The organism is Mycobacterium sp. NGS63, assembly GCF_059812295.1.
The window spans coordinates 389,518-407,294 of record NZ_JCALCJ010000005.1 but is presented as its reverse complement, the minus strand read 5'-3'; the positions used below and the strand labels follow the sequence as shown (position 1 = coordinate 407,294).

At 68.4% G+C, this 17,777-nt stretch carries 16 protein-coding genes; 10 read left to right on the top strand and 6 right to left on the bottom strand.

Features of this window, described 5'->3' with window-relative positions:
• Positions 1 to 27: 27 nt before the first annotated feature.
• Entirely contained in the window at positions 28 to 336 is a 309-nt protein-coding gene (locus tag AC5Y4Z_RS15965) for a metal-sensitive transcriptional regulator (RefSeq protein ID WP_499965423.1), read from the bottom strand.
• A gap of 92 nt (positions 337 to 428) precedes the next feature.
• Between AC5Y4Z_RS15965 and AC5Y4Z_RS15960 the strand changes: the two genes are divergently transcribed.
• The 7 genes from AC5Y4Z_RS15960 to ag85C all read left to right on the top strand — a co-directional run bounded on the left by AC5Y4Z_RS15960 (position 429) and on the right by ag85C (position 7,668).
• Positions 429 to 860 (top strand): MmpS family transport accessory protein, encoded by a 432-nt coding sequence (locus AC5Y4Z_RS15960; protein ID WP_499965422.1) that lies wholly within the window; start codon positions 429 to 431, stop codon positions 858 to 860.
• 41 nt (positions 861 to 901) lie between these two features.
• Complete coding sequence (locus tag AC5Y4Z_RS15955; protein WP_499965514.1) at positions 902 to 3,772, top strand: MMPL/RND family transporter; 2,871 nt, start codon at positions 902 to 904, stop codon at positions 3,770 to 3,772.
• Positions 3,773 to 3,815: 43 nt separating this feature from the next.
• Positions 3,816 to 4,313 (top strand): metallophosphoesterase family protein, encoded by a 498-nt coding sequence (locus AC5Y4Z_RS15950; protein WP_499965421.1) that lies wholly within the window; start codon positions 3,816 to 3,818, stop codon positions 4,311 to 4,313.
• A gap of 57 nt (positions 4,314 to 4,370) precedes the next feature.
• Complete coding sequence (locus tag AC5Y4Z_RS15945) at positions 4,371 to 4,832, top strand: MarR family winged helix-turn-helix transcriptional regulator (RefSeq protein WP_499965420.1); 462 nt, start codon at positions 4,371 to 4,373, stop codon at positions 4,830 to 4,832.
• Positions 4,829 to 5,650: an ATP-binding cassette domain-containing protein gene (locus AC5Y4Z_RS15940; RefSeq protein ID WP_499965419.1), complete on the top strand. Its 822-nt coding sequence runs from the start codon at positions 4,829 to 4,831 to the stop codon at positions 5,648 to 5,650. The genes AC5Y4Z_RS15945 and AC5Y4Z_RS15940 overlap by 4 nt, the downstream gene beginning before the upstream one ends.
• A complete protein-coding gene (locus AC5Y4Z_RS15935; RefSeq protein WP_499965418.1) occupies positions 5,640 to 6,458 on the top strand; it encodes an ABC transporter permease in 819 nt (272 codons plus the stop codon). The genes AC5Y4Z_RS15940 and AC5Y4Z_RS15935 overlap by 11 nt, the downstream gene beginning before the upstream one ends.
• 169 nt (positions 6,459 to 6,627) lie before the next feature.
• Entirely contained in the window at positions 6,628 to 7,668 is a 1,041-nt protein-coding gene (gene ag85C, locus AC5Y4Z_RS15930) for a diacylglycerol acyltransferase/mycolyltransferase Ag85C (protein WP_499965417.1), read from the top strand.
• Positions 7,669 to 7,889: 221 nt separating this feature from the next.
• Here the strand turns inward: ag85C and AC5Y4Z_RS15925 are convergent, their stop codons facing one another.
• The 4 genes from AC5Y4Z_RS15925 to AC5Y4Z_RS15910 form a co-directional block, all read right to left on the bottom strand.
• Positions 7,890 to 8,570 (bottom strand): YoaK family protein, encoded by a 681-nt coding sequence (locus AC5Y4Z_RS15925; RefSeq protein WP_499965416.1) that lies wholly within the window; start codon positions 8,568 to 8,570, stop codon positions 7,890 to 7,892.
• Between the two features lie 13 nt (positions 8,571 to 8,583).
• Positions 8,584 to 9,933, bottom strand: a complete 1,350-nt coding sequence (locus AC5Y4Z_RS15920) for a maltokinase N-terminal cap-like domain-containing protein (RefSeq protein WP_499965415.1) — start codon at positions 9,931 to 9,933, stop codon at positions 8,584 to 8,586.
• Between the two features lie 50 nt (positions 9,934 to 9,983).
• Positions 9,984 to 11,759, bottom strand: a complete 1,776-nt coding sequence (gene treS, locus AC5Y4Z_RS15915) for a maltose alpha-D-glucosyltransferase (RefSeq protein ID WP_499965414.1) — start codon at positions 11,757 to 11,759, stop codon at positions 9,984 to 9,986.
• Positions 11,760 to 11,879: 120 nt separating this feature from the next.
• Complete coding sequence (locus tag AC5Y4Z_RS15910; RefSeq protein ID WP_499965413.1) at positions 11,880 to 12,914, bottom strand: S1C family serine protease; 1,035 nt, start codon at positions 12,912 to 12,914, stop codon at positions 11,880 to 11,882.
• Positions 12,915 to 13,028: 114 nt separating this feature from the next.
• On the opposite strand from AC5Y4Z_RS15910, the gene AC5Y4Z_RS15905 reads away from it, so the two are divergent.
• From AC5Y4Z_RS15905 to AC5Y4Z_RS15895, 3 genes are all read left to right on the top strand, one after another.
• Positions 13,029 to 13,454, top strand: coding sequence for a TIGR03668 family PPOX class F420-dependent oxidoreductase (locus tag AC5Y4Z_RS15905; RefSeq protein WP_499965412.1), 426 nt, complete (start codon positions 13,029 to 13,031; stop codon positions 13,452 to 13,454).
• An 83-nt stretch (positions 13,455 to 13,537) separates the two neighbouring features.
• Positions 13,538 to 15,691 carry an elongation factor G-like protein EF-G2 gene (locus tag AC5Y4Z_RS15900; protein WP_499965411.1) on the top strand — a complete coding sequence of 718 codons (2,154 nt, stop codon included), beginning with the start codon at positions 13,538 to 13,540 and terminating at the stop codon, positions 15,689 to 15,691.
• 14 nt (positions 15,692 to 15,705) lie between these two features.
• Positions 15,706 to 16,197, top strand: coding sequence for a DUF2231 domain-containing protein (locus AC5Y4Z_RS15895; RefSeq protein WP_499965410.1), 492 nt, complete (start codon positions 15,706 to 15,708; stop codon positions 16,195 to 16,197).
• Here AC5Y4Z_RS15895 and AC5Y4Z_RS15890 read toward each other — a convergent pair.
• Entirely contained in the window at positions 16,185 to 17,717 is a 1,533-nt protein-coding gene (locus AC5Y4Z_RS15890) for a FadD7 family fatty acid--CoA ligase (protein ID WP_499965409.1), read from the bottom strand. The genes AC5Y4Z_RS15895 and AC5Y4Z_RS15890 overlap by 13 nt on opposite strands.
• Between the last annotated feature and the right edge of the window lie 60 nt (positions 17,718 to 17,777).

Here is a 17,777-nt window from a genome sequence, read left to right as displayed (position 1 = left end):
CTCTCCCCTTCCTCGGCAGCCGGCCCGTCAGGCCAGGCTCAAAAACAGTTTCTCCAGCTCATCGATGGACACGGCGGGCTGCCCGTCGGTGCGCGTGATGCAGTCACGCAGGCCGGAGGCGATGATCTTGAAGCCCGCACGATCCAGGGCCTTCGACACCGCGGCCAACTGCGTGACGACGTCTTTGCAACTGCGCCCCTGCTCGATCATCGAGATGACGCCCCCGAGCTGCCCGTGCGCCCGCCGCAAGCGGGTGAGGACACCCTCGATGTCGCCCCGGTCGTGCCCGAGGACATCTGCCTTGCGCGGTCCGCCGCCGTTACCTTCGATCGTCATGACTCCTTTATACCATACCCCGTAGGGTATATGCTCGTGGTTGCGAGCCCGTCGTCGGCTCGACCGCCGGCCACGAAAGGAGTCCCAGTCCCATGTTCGCGTTTCTCAAGAAGGCTTGGGTACCGCTCGTCGTCGTGGTGGCGGTCGCGCTCGGAGGCGAAGCGGTCATACGACTGCGGGGTGTGTTCGGCTCCGACGAAATCTTTTCCGCCACCGCGGCCGGCGCCGCACCCCTTGAAGCCTCGCACGTGAAGCGGGTCACCTACGAGGTCTATGGGCCGCCAGACACGGCCGGCAGCGTGAGCTATTTGGACAAGAATGCGCAGCCGCAACAGGCGAGCTTCGCCGGCCTACCGTGGACCTTCACGGTCGCAACGATGGTGCCGGCCGTACTCGCCAGCGTTGTTGCGCAGGGCAATGGCGACAACATCGGGTGCCGAATCTCGGTCAACGGGCACGTGGAGAACGAAAACGTTTCGACCGGGCACCATGCTCAGGCCTCCTGTCTGGCGAAGGCGGCATGAACGTCGACATCGCGCCGCGGAGCGACGCGCGGCCGAGATTCATGCGATTCGTCCGCACGTTCGCCATACCGATCCTGGTGGCATGGCTGCTGTTGACCATCGCCCTGAATGTGCTTGTGCCACCGATTGAATCGGTCGCGCGGAACCACGCGGTCACCATGTCGCCCCAGGACGCACCGGCGATGATCGCGGCCAAACGCATCGGCAAGACTTTTCAGGAGTCGGACTCTGACAGCATCGCGATGATCGTGCTGGAGAGCGACCACCCACTCGGCGATGATGCACGCCGCTACTACGACACCCTGGTGAAAAGGCTGCGGGCCGACCCCGAACACGTTCAGCATGTGCAGGACGTCTGGGGAGACCCCCTCACCGCCGCCGGCGTCCAGAGCCGAGACGGCAAAGCCGCCTACGTCCAACTCAACCTGGCCGGCGACCAGGGCAGCACGCTGGGCAACGAGTCGATCAAGGCCGTGCGCGAGATCGTCGACAGGTCCGCACCGCCCAAAGGCCTGCAGACGTATGTCACGGGTCCGGCCGCGCTGACAACCGATATGAACGAAGCCGCCGACAAGAGCATGTTCAAGATGATGGGCGTGACGGGCGTGGTCATCATGATCATGCTTTTCATCGCCTATCGTTCCATCAGCACGGTGCTCCTGGTTCTCGTCATGGTGGGTTTCGAGATGGGCACGGCAAGAGGGCTCGTCGCGCTGCTCGGGAACAGCGGATTGCTGGGGTTCAGCACATTTGTCGTCGCGATGTTGTCGTCGCTGGCGATCGCGGCGGGCACCGATTATGCGATCTTTCTCATCGGTCGATACCAAGAGGCTCGCCAGGCCGGCCAGGATCGTGAAACCGCGTACTACACGATGTTTCGTGGTACCTCGCACATCATCTTGGGGTCCGGCCTCACAATAGCCGGGGCGACGTTCTGCCTTCACCTGGCGCGCCTGTCGTACTTCAAGGCGTTGGGCATTCCGTCCGCGCTGGGATTGCTCGTCGTCGTGGCGGGCGCGATGACGGCGGCGCCCGCCGTCGTCGCCGTGGCCAGTCGCTTCGGTCTCCTCGATCCCAAACGCGCCGCCAAAGTCCACGGCTGGCGACGCGTCGGTACCGCCACCGTCCGCTGGCCCGGGGCGGTGTTTGCCACCTCGCTCGCCATCGCCATCGTCGGCATCCTCGTCATGCCCAGCATGAAGATCAGCTACAACGATCGCTTCTACATACCGCGTGACCTGCCGTCGAACGTCGGATACGCCGCCGCGGAACGTCATTTCAGCGCCGCCACTATGAATCCCGACATCCTCATGATCGAAGGCGACCACGACATGCGGAACAGCGGCGACATGATCATCCTCGATCGGCTCGCCAAGGATGTCTTCCGATCACCGGGAATCGCTATGGTGCAGAGCATCACGCGCCCGTTGGGCGGTCCGATCGAGCACACGTCGATACCGTTCCAGATCAGCGCGCAATCGATTCCGATCCAACAGAACCTGCAATTCATGCGAGACCGGACGGCCGACATGCTCAAGATGAGCGACGACCTGGGCGCCATGATCGGCTCGATGGAGCGAATGCGTGACCTGCTGGGCCAGATGAGTGACACGACCCACCACATGGTCGGTGACATGCACGGCATGCAGGCCACACTGAACGAGATGCGGGACCATCTAGCGGATTTCGACGATTTCGCCAGGCCGCTGCGTGGCTACTTGTACTGGGAACCGCACTGTTTCAACATCCCGGTGTGCTGGGCAACCCGGTCGGTGTTCGAGGCGATCGACGGGGTCGACAAGTTCAGCGGGAACATGAGCACGCTGATCAACGACCTCAGCAACGTCGACACCATTTTGCCCGAGATGCTGGCTGAGTTCCCGCCGATCATCGCCGTCGCGAAGTCGATGCAGGGGACGTTGCTGACCATGCACAGCAGCTTCTCGGGTCTGGTCACACAGATGAGTCAGATGACCGACACGGCGAGCGCGATGGGCCAGGCCTTCGACGCTTCCCGCAGCGGCGACTACTTCTACCTGCCGCCGGAGGCGTTCCAGAATCCGGACTTTCAGCGCGGCTTGAAACTGTTCCTGTCTCCGGACGGCAAGGCAGCGCGCTTCATCATCACCCACGACAAGGACCCGGCGACCCCGGCGGGCATATCAGCGGTGAAGCCGGAGCTAGCCGCCGCGCAGCAGGCGGTGAAGGGGACCAATTTGACTGGCGCCAAGTTCTATCTCGCCGGCACCGCGGCGATTTACCGCGACATCCAGGCCGGATCGCAATACGACCTGCTGATCGTGGGGTTGGCGGCACTGACACTGATCTTTGCCGTCATGCTGATCATCACCCGGGCGCTCGTCGCTTCTCTGGCGATCGTCGGCACGGTACTGCTGTCCCTGGGCGCCGCGTTCGGGCTGTCAGTGCTGTTCTGGCAGCACATCTTTGGCCTCGAGCTGAACTGGATCGCCCCGGTGTTCGGATTGATCATCCTGCTCGCCGTCGGGTCGGACTACAACCTGTTGCTGGTGTCGCGGTTCCAGGAGGAGGTCGGCGCCGGTTTGAAAACGGGCATCATCCGCTCCATGGGAAGCACCGGCGGAGTCGTCACCGCGGCGGGCCTGGTCTTCGCGTTCACCATGATGTCCATGGTCGCCAGCGACCTGCGTTCCATCGGGCAAGCCGGAAGCACGATCGGCCTCGGCCTGCTCTTCGACACCCTGATCGTGCGCTCCCTGATGACACCGTCCATCGCGGCGCTGCTCGGGCGCTGGTTCTGGTGGCCGAGCATCGTCCGCACCCGCCCCGCCAGCCACATGCTCCGCCCCTTCGGAACGCGCCGCCTGGTTCGTTCCCTGCTCCTGGGTGAGGATGCGGATGCGCCAACGACGCGACGCGAAGCGATGACCTGAGCGGCCCGGGGAACACCGGAGGCGATTGACGGAAGATGGGGCTGTGAGGCTGCTGCTCATCGCCGACACCCACGTCCCGCGGCGCGCCCGCGACCTGCCCGCGCGGGTATGGGACGAGGTGGCCGCGGCCGACGTCGTGGTGCACGCCGGAGACTGGGTCGCTGTCGAATTGCTCGATGAGCTCGAGGCCAGGTCCGCGCGGCTGGTCGCCTGCTGGGGCAACAACGACGGTCCCGAGTTGCGGTCGCGGCTGCCCGAGCGGGCCGACGCGGTGCTGGGCGGGCTGCGCCTGACCGTCGTCCACGAGACCGGCGCGACGGCCGGCCGCGAGGCACGCATGTCGCGTCTGTACCCCGAAAGCGACGTGCTGGTGTTCGGCCACAGCCACATCCCCTGGGACACGACCACGAAAACCGGGCTGCGCCTGCTCAATCCGGGCTCGCCGACGGACCGGCGCCGGCAACCGTTCTGCAGCTACATGACGGCCAGCATCGAAAAGGGCGAACTGACCGGCGTGGTGCTGCACGCCATCGAAAGATAGCCACGGCCTAGCCCCTACACAGCTCGCACCCATATTTAGCTCGTAAGCAGAGCTAATATGGGTGCGGTGAAGACAAGCCCCGATCTGGCCGCCGAGGTATTCGGCGTCGTCGGCCGGTTCCGCCGGCAACTGCGCCGGTCGGGTGGTCGCGGGCTGGACTCCGCGCAGCTGACCGAGTCACAGGCCGAGTTGTTGTGGCTCGTCGGCCGGCGACCGGGGATCTCAGTGCGCGCGGCGGCCGCGGAGCTCGGGCTGGTGCCCAACACCGCCTCGACCCTGGTCTCCAAGCTGGTGGCGAACGGCCTGCTCGTCCGGACCGTGGACGCGTCGGATCGCCGCGCCTGCCAGTTGCGGCTCGCCGAGCCCACCCAGCAGGTGGTCGACGCGTCTCGGGCCGCCCGGCGGGCTCTGCTGTCCGAGCTGCTCGACGAGCTCGACGACGATCAAATCGATTCCCTGGCAAAGGGATTGGAGGTCCTGGACACGATGACCCGACGACTGCAGGAGCGGCGATCATGAGCGAACGACTGCCGATGGCGATCGACTGCCGGAACCTCACCCACCGGTACGGCCAGTTCACCGCGGTCGACGACGTGACATTGCAGGTGCGGCCCGGAGAGACCATGGGGTTGCTCGGCCCCAACGGCGCGGGCAAGACGACGCTGGTCCGGATGCTCACCACCCTGACCCCGGTGCAACGGGGCGAACTGCGCATTTTCGGCATGGACGCGCGCGACCGGACCGTCGACATCCGAAGCAACATCGGCTATGTGCCGCAACAGCTTTCGATCGAGCCCGCGCTGACCGGCCGGCAGAACGTGCAGTGGTTCGCCCGGCTCTACGGCGTGCCGCGCGACTGCCGCGCCGAACGGGTGGAACAGGCGCTGGACGCCATGGAGCTGCTCGACGTGGCCGACCGGCGCGCGGGGGCCTACTCGGGCGGCATGGTGCGCCGCCTCGAGGTCGCGCAGGCGCTGGTCAACCGGCCGTCGCTGCTGGTGCTCGACGAACCGACCGTCGGGCTGGACCCGATCGCCCGGGACGGGGTGTGGCAGCAGGTGCGCGGCATGCAGGCGCAGTTCGGCATGACGGTCCTGCTCACCACCCACTACATGGAGGAGGCCGACGCCCTGTGTGACCGGGTCGCACTGATGCACCGCGGCCAACTGCGGGCCGTGGGCACGCCCACCAAGCTGAAAGCGACCGTCGCGCCGAACGCCACGCTCGAGGACGTGTTCCGCCACTACGCGGCATCCGACCTGTCCGGCCAACCCGAAACTTCCGGATCCTTCCGCGAGATCCGTTCCAGCAGAAGGGTTGCCAGCCGTGCCAGTTGACACCACCGCCCGAGCCACCCTGGTCCGCGCTCCGCGCGGCTGGCGACGCGTCGGCGCGACGCTGGCGCGCGTCGGTGCGTTCGCGATCGTCGAACTGCAGAAGCTGCAACACGACCGGACCGAGTTCGTCACCCGAATGGTGCAGCCCGCGCTGTGGCTGCTGATCTTCGGCACGACGTTCAGCAAGTTGCACGTGATCCACACCGGGCCGGTGTCCTATCTCGCCTTCCTGGCGCCGGGAATCATCGCCCAGTCGGCGCTGTTCATCTCGATCTTCTATGGGATACAGATCATTTGGGATCGCGACGCCGGCGTGCTGGCCAAGCTGATGGTGACGCCGGCGCCGGCGTCGGCGCTGATCACCGGCAAGGCCTTCGCGGCCGGCGTGCGATCGGTGGCGCAGGTGGTCGGCGTGATGGTGCTGGCGTATCTGATGAACATCGGCCTGACGGTCAACCCGCTGCGGGTCCTGGCGGCGATGGCCACGGTCATGCTCGGCGCCGCGTTTTTCGCCTGCCTGTCGATGACGCTGGCCGGGCTGGTGCTGTCGCGCGATCGCCTGATGGGCATCGGCCAGGCCATCACGATGCCGTTGTTCTTCGCGTCCAACGCGCTGTATCCGGTCGACGTGATGCCCGCCTGGTTGCGCGCGCTGAGCAAGGTCAACCCGCTCAGCTACGAGGTGGACGCGCTGCGGGCGCTGCTGATCGGCACCCCGTTCAACCCCGTCGACGTCGTCGTGCTGGTGGTCGCCGCGGTGGTCGGGATCGCCACGGCCTCAACGCTGTTACGCCGCCTGGTGGCATAGGGTGCCGATCGTTACCTGAATGTGACGATTCCGCACCGTCTCTCAATCGTTAGCCAACCGCGATCTATCCGCGCGGCCGCGACGGACGAATTACGCCCTCCCCCTGTGTTTCACTGCGCTGGCGAACAATTCGACCGCGTGCAGCGGCAGATGGGATGGGTAGAGAGCTATGTCGTTCTTCGAAGAGGTGCGAAAGTTGCGCGGTGCAGCAGCGAGTGCGCCGCGCCGGCTGGCTATCGCGGCCGCGGGGGCGGCCCTGCTGTCCGGTCTGATCACCGGCGTTGGCGGCTCGGCTACGGCGGGGGCCTTCTCGAAGCCGGGTCTCCCGGTGGAATACCTGCAGGTGCCATCGCCGTCGATGGGCCGCAACATCAAAGTCCAGTTCCAGGGCGGCGGGCCGCACTCGGTCTACCTGCTCGACGGCCTGCGGGCCCAGGACGACTACAACGGTTGGGACATCAACACCCCGGCCTTCGAGGAGTACTACCAGTCCGGGCTGTCGGTGGTCATGCCGGTCGGCGGCCAGTCCAGCTTCTACAGCAACTGGTACCAGCCGTCGTCGGGCAATGGGCAGAACTACACCTACAAGTGGGAGACGTTTTTGACCCAGGAGATGCCCGCATGGCTGCAGGCCAACAAGCAGCTCTCGCCGTACGGCAACGCCGCGGTGGGCCTGTCGATGTCGGGTGGCTCGGCGCTGATCCTCGCGGCCTACTACCCGCAGCAATTCCCCTACGCCGCATCGCTTTCGGGCTTCCTCAACCCGTCTGAGGGCTGGTGGCCGACGCTGATCGGGCTGGCCATGAACGACTCCGGCGGGTACAACGCCAACAGCATGTGGGGCCCGTCGACCGACCCGGCGTGGAAGCGCAACGACCCGATGATCCAGATCCCGCGGCTGGTCGCCAACAACACCCGGGTGTGGATCTACTGCGGCAACGGCACCCCCAGCGACCTCGGCGGCGACAACATGCCGGCCAAGTTCCTGGAGGGCCTGACGCTGCGCACCAACCAGGCGTTCCAGAACAACTACGCGGCCGCCGGCGGGCGCAACGGGACGTTCAACTTCCCGGCCAACGGCACGCACTCGTGGCCCTACTGGAACCAGCAGCTGGTGGCGATGAAGCCCGACATCATCCAGACGATCAACGCCGTCAGCGCTCCGCCTCCGGCCCCGGCCGCGGCTCCGGCCCCGGCCAACGGGGCCTGAGCGGGCTGAGGCCCACCCCAAGCCGGCATCGGCAGCAGCGCACCGGTCAGCGCTGCTGCCGATGCTTTTTGGTGCGGATCAGGTTTGACTGTGAATCGTGGGCTTCGGGTGTGAATGCTGGCGCAAAAATCGGCCTCAACCCCGCCACCGGTACACACTCAACGCCCGGGGCTCATACTCGAAGCCGAGTGGCTCCGCTCGACGCAAGGCGGGGCCCGGACTCAGTCCAGCAGGGCGCGGCGGTCCTGGTGAAAGTACGTGTAGCCGGTGGTCAACGCGCACGCGACCGAGGCGGCCGCGAGCATCTGGTAGCCGGCGAGCACCAGGCTGAGGCATCCGCCCAGCGTCGCGCCCACGACGAAGCTCGCGAACAGCAGGAAGTACCCGAGCCAGTCCGACGCTTCGCCGCCGGCGATGTGGCGTTCGATGCCCTGCCCCATCTTGACCAGGGTGCCGGTCACATAGCTCAGCGGGATCGACACCTCGCCGTCCTTGACGAACGCGGTGTTTAATGCCCCAATGCCGAAGGCCACCAACAGGATTGGCGCGAACTCGAGTTGGGTCTCGCTCCATCCGCCCACGGCGACGTCCAGCGCGGTGGCGGCCAGCAGGCTCACCGTCGTCAGCACGGTGGGGCCGTGCGGGTGCGCGACCCAGAAGTGCCGGCGGCATACCGACGCGATCACCACGCCGGCGACGAAGCACACCAGCAGTAGCCCCGCCGTCACCGACAGCAGCGCGTCGCCACGGAAGAAACCCAGCGCGGCGCGCTGCGCGTTGCCGGTCATGAACGTCACGAAGTACCCGGCCGAGTGGGTGAAGGCCGTCGCTCCCAGCACACCGGCCAGCCCGGCCAGCAGCCACGACAACCGCGTCTCGCTGTTGAAGATCTCCCTCCGCACGCCCGACATGCTGTCAGGCGGCGGTCAACCGGGCAATCGAACGCAGCGGGATCGGCAGCCAGCCCGGCCGGTGCCGCGCCTCGTAGCCGGCTTCGTAGACCGCCTTGTCCAGTTCGTAGGCGGCCAGCAGCTGCGCCGAATCCCGCGGGTCGATCCCCGACGCGGCGGCGTAGCCCTCGCAGAACGCCGTGCAGTTGCGCTGGACCCACTCCCGGGCGCGCGCCGCCAGCTGCTTGTCCGGGTTCTTCGAGCCCTGGTCGACCAGCGGGCCGTAGGCGGCGTACTCGAACGAGCGCAGGACACCGGCCACATCGCGCAACACCGAATCCGGCGCGCGCCGCTCGTCGAGCGGCTGGCCCGGCTCGCCCTCGAAGTCGATCAGCAGCCAGCTTTCCGGGGTCCGCAGCACCTGACCCAGGTGCAGGTCGCCGTGCACGCGCTGCACGGTGATCGTCTCGCCGGCGAGCTTCTGGAATCGCTCCTCGATGGTTGCCGCGTACTCCTCGAGCTCCGGGACCTTCGCGACGGTCGACGCCAGGCGGGCCAGGACCGTGTCCACCGGGAACGGGGCCTCGGCCGTGCCGAGGCGCTCGGCCAGCGTGGCGTGCACGGAGGCCACGGCCTCGCCCAGCCGGTTGGACTCGGCGGCGAAGTCGCCGCCGACCTCGTGGGCGTACAGGTCGCCCTCCGCGAACAGGTCGCGGATGCTGGCGGTGGCCATGGCCCAGCCCTCGGCGGCGTTGGACGCGAACTCGGTCGCCATGCCCAGGGGCCACGGGTCGTCGCCGGGCCGGGTCAGCTCGTAGGTGCCCAGCAGCCGGGCCACGTGCGGGTTGCCCGCGCGGGCGAGGACGCGGTTCAGCTCGATGTCGGGGTTGATGCCGCTGCTGACGCGGCGGAACACCTTGAAGATGGCTTTGCGGTCGAAGATCACGCTGGTGTTGCTCTGCTCGGCGTCGGAGACGTAGGGCATCGCCTCCAGCGGCAGCTCGGCGTCCGGCTCCTTGGTGAACGTCGCGTCGACCCCGGACGCGTCGCGGGCGGCCGACGAGTCGAGCAGGGACAGCAGAAACCGTGGGGCCTCCTCGTCATAGAGGGCGTCGAAGCCGGTGCGGTCGTCGGCGGATCCGATCGTGGCCACGGCGCTGTACTCGGACACCGGCGCGGTGTCCCACCCGACGATCACCTGGTAGCACTCCGCGGAACCGTCGCTGTAGTCGACGTGGACCAGCACCAGGTCGAGGTCGTCGCGGAGCGGGACGACCACGGTGGCGTCGGCGCCCGTCAGCTCCCGGTTGCGTCCGGCGTACCAGCGTTGCTGTGGCAGCCACTCGGCCCAAGGCAGCTTGGCCGACTGTGTCATATGGTGCCGTTCCTCCTCATCGCTCCACTCTGCATCGTCACCGGCGCGAGTCATGGGTTCTCCTCAGATGCGGGGGATAGCTGGAACCAGTAGAACCCGTGTCCCGGCAGTGTCAGCAGGTAGGGCAGGTGACCGACGCGGGGAAACTGCACGTGACCGGTCAGCTCCACCGGCGTGCGGCCGCTCCAGTGCTGCAGGTTCAGCTCGATCGGCTGAGGGAAGCGCGACAGGTTGTTGACGCACAGCACGGTGTCTCCGTCATCGGCGGCTTGGCGCACGAACGCCAGCACCGAGGGGTTCGACCCGCCGAGTTCCTCGAACGACCCGACGGCAAAGGCTTCGTGGCGCCCGCGCACCGCCAGCATCGTGCGGGTGAAGTTGAGCAGCGACGTCGAGGTGTCGCGCTGGGCCTCGACGTTGACGGCCTGGTAGCCGTAGACCGGGTCCTGGCTGGGCGGCAGGTACAGCCGGCCGGGGTTGGCCTTGGAGAAGCCGGCGTTGCGGTCCGGCGTCCACTGCATCGGGGTGCGCACGCCGTCGCGGTCCCCCAGCCAGATCACGTCGCCCATGCCGATCTCGTCGCCGTAGTACAGGACCGGCGAGCCGGGCAGCGACAGCAGCAGCGCGGTGAACAGCTCGATCTGGTTGCGGTCGTTGTCCAGCAGCGGCGCCAGGCGGCGGCGGATCCCGACGTTGGCCTTCATCCGCGGGTCCTTGGCGTACTCGGAGTACATGTAGTCGCGTTCCTCGTCGGTGACCATCTCCAGCGTCAGCTCGTCGTGGTTGCGCAGGAAGATCCCCCACTGGGCCATGTCGGGGATCTCGGGCGTCTGGGCCAGGATCTCCGAAATGGGGATGCGCGACTCGCGCCGGACGGCCATGAAGATGCGCGGCATCAGCGGGAAGTGGAACGCCATGTGGCATTCGTCGCCGCCGGTGCTGGCGTCCCCGAAGTACTCGACCACGTCGCCGGGCCACTGGTTGGCCTCGGCCAGCAGCACCCGGCCGGGGAACTCGTCGTCGACGACCTTGCGGACGCGCTTGAGGAACGCGTGCGTCTCGGGCAGGTTCTCGCAGTTGGTGCCCTCCCGCTCGAACAGATACGGCACCGCGTCCAGGCGGAACCCGTCGATGCCCAGCCCGAGCCAGAACCGGATGACGTCGATCATCGCCTCCTGCACGGCCGGGTTGTCGTAGTTCAGGTCGGGCTGGTGGGAGAAGAACCGGTGCCAGTAGAACTGGCGGCGCACCGGGTCGAAGGTCCAGTTCGACTCCTCGGTGTCGACGAAGATGATGCGGGCGTCGGTGTAGCGCTCGCTGGTGTCGCTCCACACGTAGTAGTCGCCGTAGGGCCCGTCGGGGTCGTGGCGCGACTCCTGAAACCACGGGTGCGACTCCGAGGTGTGGTTCATCACCAGGTCGGTGATCACCCGGATGCCGCGCTCGTGGGCCGCGTCGAGCAGGGCGACGAAGTCCTCGACGGTCCCGAACTCGGGCAGCACCTTGTAGAAATCCCGGATGTCGTAGCCGCCGTCGCGCAGCGGCGAGTCGTAGAACGGGGGCAGCCAGATGCAGTCGATGCCCAGCCACTGCAGGTAGTCCAGGCGGTCCAGCAGGCCGCGCAGGTCACCCTGCCCGTCGGCGTTGGCGTCGCTGAAGGCCCGCACCAACACCTCGTAGAAAACCGCGTGCTTGAACCACGTGGGATCGGCGGGCAGCGCGGCGGCGTTCTCGAAATCCTCGGCGTCCGGATGTTCGACCACCCCGTCTTCGACGTGACTTCCCGCGGCTGGATCGTGCTCGACAGCGTCTCGTGCGTCGTTCATCAATTCCACGATGCCACGGGTACCCGAGGCGCCTCGCCGGGAATCACGCGGCCCGCCCGGCCGCGAACCTCGCTGGGCCGCAACCGAATCGGAGTCGGACGGGGCACGATCCGGCGAAGATCAGGCCGGCGGCCCGTCCGCCAGCGTCACCGTCGCGGAGCGGTCGCCGCCCGCCTTGGCGCGAAAGTGCAGGGTGATGGTGTCCCCGGGGTGATGCGGGACGAGCACGTCGGTCAGCGCGGTCGCCCCGTTGATCGGGACGTTGTCGACGCCGGTGATGACGTCGCCGGCGGAGATGCCGGCCCCGGCCGCCGGGCCGCTGCCGACCACGCGTTCGACCCGCGCGCCGTTGCCGTTGTTGTCGGAAACGCCCAGGCCGAGGAAGGCCGTCGGGCCGATGTGCACGGTGTTGGATCCGGCCCCGGACCTGATCTGCCCGGCCACCCCCATCGCGTTGCCGATCGGGATGGCGAAGCCCTGCCCGCCGGACAGCTTGTAGTTGTCGGAGGCGGCCGTGTTCACGCCGACCACCTGCCCGCCGCCGTTGACCAGCGGCCCGCCCGAGTCGCCGGGCCGGATCGCGGTGTCGGCCTGGATCAGCCCGCCCAGCGTCTCCTCGGCGCCGGTCAGGGTGTCCGTGGCCGAGACCGTCTGGTTGAGGGCGACGACCTTGCCGGCCACCGCGCTGGGCGTTCCGCCCTGGCCGCCGGCGTTGCCGAGCGCGACGACGGGCTCGCCGACCGCCACCCCGCCGCCGATGTTGGCCGTCGGCAGTCCGGCGGCGCCGCGCAGCTGCAGGACCGCGACGTCGGCGGTGCGGTCATAGCCGACGACGTCGACGGCGTAGGTCTGGCCGTTGCCGACGTCGAAGGCGCTGATGTCGGTGGCGCCGGAGATCACGTGGTTGTTGGTCAGCACGACGCCGGAGGGGTCGATCACGATGCCGGTGCCGGCCCCGACGGCGTTGTTGTAGCCGAACTTGGTGTTGATGTTGACGACCTGCGGCCCGACCTGGCCGACGATCGCGGACGGGTCCAGCGGCAGCGAGGGTCTGGCCGACGCCGGAGCCACGGCCAGGCCCAGGCCCAGTCCGACCACGGCCAGCACGCTGACCAACCATGACCACCAGACTGAGCGGTGGTGCCATTTGCCCATCCCGTCACCTCCTGCATCGCGATCAGAATCAGAATTCGCCCAGCCTCGGGGTCTGGGCGACACGACTTCGTCTGTATAACCGTAATGCAGGTAGCTATTCATAAGCTGAGCAGCGTGGGTGGATTCGACCCGAAAGCGTGGTTTTCACAATCCCCGGTAGCCCGGCTGGCCACCAGCACGCCCGACGGCACGCCGCACCTGGTGCCGGTGGTCTTCGCCGTCGGCGACGGCCCGGGCGGCGAACAGGAGGTGATCTACACCGCCGTCGATGCCAAGCCCAAGTCGACGCGGCGGCTGCGGCGCCTGGCCAACATCGAGAGCAACCCGCAGGTCAGCCTGCTCGTCGACCACTACGCCGACGACTGGACGCAGCTGTGGTGGGTCCGGGCCGACGGCGTCGCCGCCATTCACCCCGACGGCGCGGCGGCCGCGGCCGGGTTGCGGTTGCTGCGCGCCAAATATCCCCAGTACCAAACCGTTTCGTTGCCCGGTCCGGTGATCGCGATCACCGTGCGCCGCTGGTCGGCCTGGCACGCCTGACCGCACCCTTGTGCTGCGCCCCGGTTGGGGGAAAAGTTGCCTACAGAATCCTGTGGTCTGGAACACAGTGTTGGAGGCAAGTCATGGCGGACAAGGCGAACACTTCCCAGGGGGCCGCTCCCACCGCGAACGGCCCGGGCGATGTTCGCAATGTGGCCCTGGTGGGGCCCTCGAGCGGCGGCAAGACCACCCTGGTCGAGGCGCTGCTGGTCGCCGCCGGGGTGCTGACGCGGCCGGGCTCGGTGACCGAGGGCAGCACGGTCTGCGACTACGACGACGCGGAGATCCGCCAGCAGCGGTCCGTCGGCGTCGCCGTGGCGTCCCTGGCACACGACGGCATCAAGATCAACCTGGTGGACACGCCCGGCTACGCCGACTTCGTGGGCGAGCTGCGCGCCGGGCTGCGCGCCGCCGACTGCGCGCTGTTCGTGATCGCGGCCAACGAGGGCGTCGATGAGCCGACCAAGTCGCTGTGGCAGGAGTGCAGCCAGGTCGGCATGCCCCGCGCCGTGGTGATCACCAAGCTCGACCACGCCCGGGCGAACTATCAGGAGGCGCTGGCCGCCGCCCAGAATGCGTTCGGCGACAAGATCCTCCCGCTCTACCTGCCGACCTCCCAAAACAATTGCGACGGGCTGATCGGGCTGCTCTCGCAGAAGCGCTACCTCTACCAGGACGGTAAGCGGACCGTGCAGGAGCCGGACCCGGACGACGCCGAGCGCATCGAGGAGGCGCGCGGCGCGCTGATCGAGGGAATCATCGAGGAGTCCGAGGACGAGTCCCTGATGGACCGCTACCTCGGCGGGGAGGCGATCGACGAGTCGGCGCTCATCGAGGACCTAGAGCGGGCCGTCGCCCGGGGTTCGTTTTTCCCGGTGATCCCGGTGTGCAGCGCCACCGGCGTCGGCACCCTGGAATTGCTCGAGGTCGCCACTCGCGGCTTCCCGTCCCCGATGGAGCACCCGCTGCCCGACGTGTTCACGCCGAACGGCGCCGCGCACGCGAAGCTGGCGTGCGACGTCGGCGCCCCGCTGCTCGCGGAGGTGGTGAAGACGACGTCGGATCCCTACGTCGGCAGGGTCAGCCTGGTCCGGGTGTTCTCCGGGACCATCAGGCCCGACACGACGGTTCACGTGTCGGGCCATTTTGCGTCGTTTTTCGGCGAGACCAACGGGAACGGCCACTCGCACGCCGACCACGACGAGGACGAACGCATCGGGGTGCTGTCGTTCCCGCTCGGCAAGCAGCAGCGCCCCGCGGCCGCCGTGGTGGCCGGCGACATCTGCGCGATCGGCAAGCTGAGCCGCGCCGAGACCGGCGACACGCTTTCGGACAAGGCCGAGCCGCTGGTGCTCAAGCCCTGGACGATGCCCGAGCCGCTGCTGCCGGTGGCCATCCAGGCGCACGCCAAGACCGACGAGGACAAACTGTCGGTCGGGCTGGGGCGGCTGGCGGCCGAGGACCCGACGCTGCGCATCGAGCAGAACCAGGAAACGCACCAGATCGTGTTGTGGTGCATGGGTGAGGCGCACGCCGGGGTCGTCCTCGACGCGCTGGCCAACCGCTACGGCGTCACGGTGGACACCGTCGAGTTGCGGGTGCCGCTGCGAGAAACGTTCGGCGGCAAGTCGAAAGGCCACGGCCGCCACATCAAGCAGTCCGGCGGGCACGGCCAGTACGCCGTGTGCGACATCGAGGTGGAGCCGCTGCCGGAGGGCTCGGGCTTCGAGTTCGTCGACAAGGTGGTCGGCGGCGCGGTGCCGCGGAACTTCATCCCGAGCGTGGAAAAGGGGGTGCGCGCGCAGATGGAGAAGGGCGTGCACGCCGGCTACCCCGTCGTCGACATCCGCGTCACGCTGTTCGACGGCAAGGCGCACAGCGTCGACTCGTCGGACTTCGCGTTCCAGGCCGCGGGCGCCCTGGCGTTGCGGGAGGCGGCCGCGGCGACGAAAGTCAGCCTGCTCGAGCCGATCGACGAGATCTCGGTGCTGGTGCCCGACGACTTCGTCGGCGCGGTGATGGGCGACCTGTCCGGGCGGCGCGGCCGGGTGCTCGGCACAGACACCGTCGGCCACGACCGCACGGTGGTCAAGGCCGAGGTGCCGCAGGTCGAGCTGACGCGGTACGCCATCGACCTGCGTTCGCTGTCGCATGGGGCGGCGTCGTTCACCCGCTCCTTCGCCCGCTACGAGCCCATGCCGGAGTCCGCCGCCACCCGGGTGAAAACCACGGCGTGACAACATATCTGCGCATGTCGACCTTCCATGGGCTGCCTGCGCACATCCTGCTCAACCACTTCGTCGTCGTGCTGGCTCCGCTCGCCGCGGTCCTGGCGATCCTGTGCGCGCTGTGGCCCGCCGCGCGCCGGCGGCTGATCTGGCTGGTGCTGCTGCTGGCGGTGGGCACCCTGGTCCTGGTCCCCCTGACCACCAGCTCGGGTGGGTGGCTGGCGGCCCGCGTCGGCCCCGCGTCACCCGTTTTGACGACGCACGAGGAACTCGGCGGAACCCTCGTCTACGTCGTGGCGGCGCTGGTGGCCACCGTCGCGCTGCTGGCCGCCGTCCACCTGCGTCAGGGTCGCGGACGCACCGTGAAATTCGCGGTGCACGCGGTGGTCGGTGTGTTGGTGATCGTCGCCGCGGTGGCCACCCTGGTGCAGACCTATCGCATCGGTGATTCGGGTGCGCGCGCCGCGTGGGGCAACGTGACGGCCCGGAATTTCCAGGGTAGTCACGGCCCCTGACCGAATTCGGCGGCCACGGCGCGCCGGTCCAGCGAGCCCTTCGCGGTGTGCGGCAGTTCGGCGGCCTCCCGGACGGTGGCGGGCACCTCGAAGGGGGCCAGCCGCTCACGGGAGAACGCCGAGAGTTCGTCCGGCGTCGGCGCGGGTGACTCCCGGGGCACGATCACCGCGGCCACCGTCTCCCCGTACATCTCGTCGGGCAGGCCGAACACGGCCACCTCCACGACGTTGGGGTGGGTGGCCAGCACGCCCTCGACGCGCTCGGGCGAAATCTTTTCCCCGCCACGGTTGATCAGTTCCTTGATCCGGCCGCGGATGCTCAGGTCCCCGGCCGGCGACAGCGACCCCAGGTCGCCGGTGCGCAGCCAGCCGTCGGTGAAGTTGGCGGCGGTGATGGCCGGGTCGCCGAGGTAGCCGCGCACCACGGTCGGGCCGCGCAGCCAGACCTCCCCGACGGCGTCGGCGGGCAGGGGTTGACCGTCGGGTCCGGCGATGCGGATTTCCGGGCCGGTCGAGTGGCCCACCAGACCGGTTGTGGCGGCGGGGGTTTCGAGATTTTCGGCGGCCTCGATGCCCGTCGTGGCGACCTGGTGGGTCGCCTCGGTCATGCCGAAGGCGCACACCACGGGCGCCGAGAACGTCTCGTGCAGCGCCTGAGCCGCCTCCGGGGTGAGCGGCGCGCTGCAGCTGCGGATGAACCGCAGCGCCGCGCGCGCGGTGTGCGGGCGTTCGGTCCTGGTGCGCTCCAACAGGATCTGGTGAATCGTCGGGACCGCGGTGTACCAGGTGGCTTCGACGGCCTCGGTGTCGTCCCAGAACGTGTGCGCGGAGAACCGGCCCCGCGCCGGCAGCAGCACCGTGCCCCCGGACGCCAGGGTCGACAGCAGCGCGGCCATCAGGCCGTGGCCGTGATAGAGCGGCATCACCGCGACCGTCGCGTCCCCCGGGCCCAGCCCGTAGCCGGCGACGATGGCCCGCACCGAGGCCGCGACGTTGTGGTGCGTCCAGGGCACCATCTTCGGCATGCCCGTGGTCCCGCCGGTGAACATGATCATGGCGTCGTCGTCGCGCAGCCCCTCCGGCGCGGCCACGTCGCTCGCCGGCGCCGTGGCCGCGTCGAGGCGCACCTCGCCGGCGCCGGGCGTCACCGCCACCGGCCAGAAGCCGGGCTCGGGTTCGTCGACGAGCACCGCCCGCGCGCCCACGGTCTCGCTTCGGGCGCGCTGCTCGCCGACGGGCAGGGCCGGGTCCAACGGGACCACGATCAGCCCGGCCCGCGACGCCCCCAGCAGCGCGACGACGAACTCGGCGTTGCTGGCCGCGCGCAGCGCGACCCGATCACCCGGCCGCAGGCCGGCCCGCTGCAGCTGCCCGGCCAGGTCGTCGACCAGGCGGACCAGGTCGCGGTAGCTCACCGGTACCCGATCGGCGGTGACGACCAGCGCCGGCGCGTCCGGCCGGTCGCGCGCGGCCGCCTCGACCAGGTCCGCGATGCGCGGGGTTTCGTCGCTGATTCCCATAACCACACTTCTACCGTGCCCGCGTTACCGTCGAGGCACTGACTACCCGAGGACTACTTC

Excerpts from the sequence above, each read along its gene's own strand:
- AC5Y4Z_RS15965 (WP_499965423.1), bottom strand. The coding sequence starts at position 336 with ATGACGATCGAAGGTAACGGCGGCGGACCGCGCAAGGCAGATGTCCTC.
- AC5Y4Z_RS15960 (WP_499965422.1), top strand. The coding sequence starts at position 429 with ATGTTCGCGTTTCTCAAGAAGGCTTGGGTACCGCTCGTCGTCGTGGTG.
- AC5Y4Z_RS15955 (WP_499965514.1), top strand. The coding sequence starts at position 902 with ATGCGATTCGTCCGCACGTTCGCCATACCGATCCTGGTGGCATGGCTG.
- AC5Y4Z_RS15945 (WP_499965420.1), top strand. The coding sequence starts at position 4,371 with ATGGGTGCGGTGAAGACAAGCCCCGATCTGGCCGCCGAGGTATTCGGC.
- AC5Y4Z_RS15940 (WP_499965419.1), top strand. The coding sequence starts at position 4,829 with ATGAGCGAACGACTGCCGATGGCGATCGACTGCCGGAACCTCACCCAC.
- ag85C (WP_499965417.1), top strand. The coding sequence starts at position 6,628 with ATGTCGTTCTTCGAAGAGGTGCGAAAGTTGCGCGGTGCAGCAGCGAGT.
- AC5Y4Z_RS15920 (WP_499965415.1), bottom strand. The coding sequence starts at position 9,933 with ATGACACAGTCGGCCAAGCTGCCTTGGGCCGAGTGGCTGCCACAGCAA.
- treS (WP_499965414.1), bottom strand. The coding sequence starts at position 11,759 with ATGAACGACGCACGAGACGCTGTCGAGCACGATCCAGCCGCGGGAAGT.
- AC5Y4Z_RS15910 (WP_499965413.1), bottom strand. The coding sequence starts at position 12,914 with ATGGGCAAATGGCACCACCGCTCAGTCTGGTGGTCATGGTTGGTCAGC.
- AC5Y4Z_RS15900 (WP_499965411.1), top strand. The coding sequence starts at position 13,538 with ATGGCGGACAAGGCGAACACTTCCCAGGGGGCCGCTCCCACCGCGAAC.
- AC5Y4Z_RS15895 (WP_499965410.1), top strand. The coding sequence starts at position 15,706 with ATGTCGACCTTCCATGGGCTGCCTGCGCACATCCTGCTCAACCACTTC.
- AC5Y4Z_RS15890 (WP_499965409.1), bottom strand. The coding sequence starts at position 17,717 with ATGGGAATCAGCGACGAAACCCCGCGCATCGCGGACCTGGTCGAGGCG.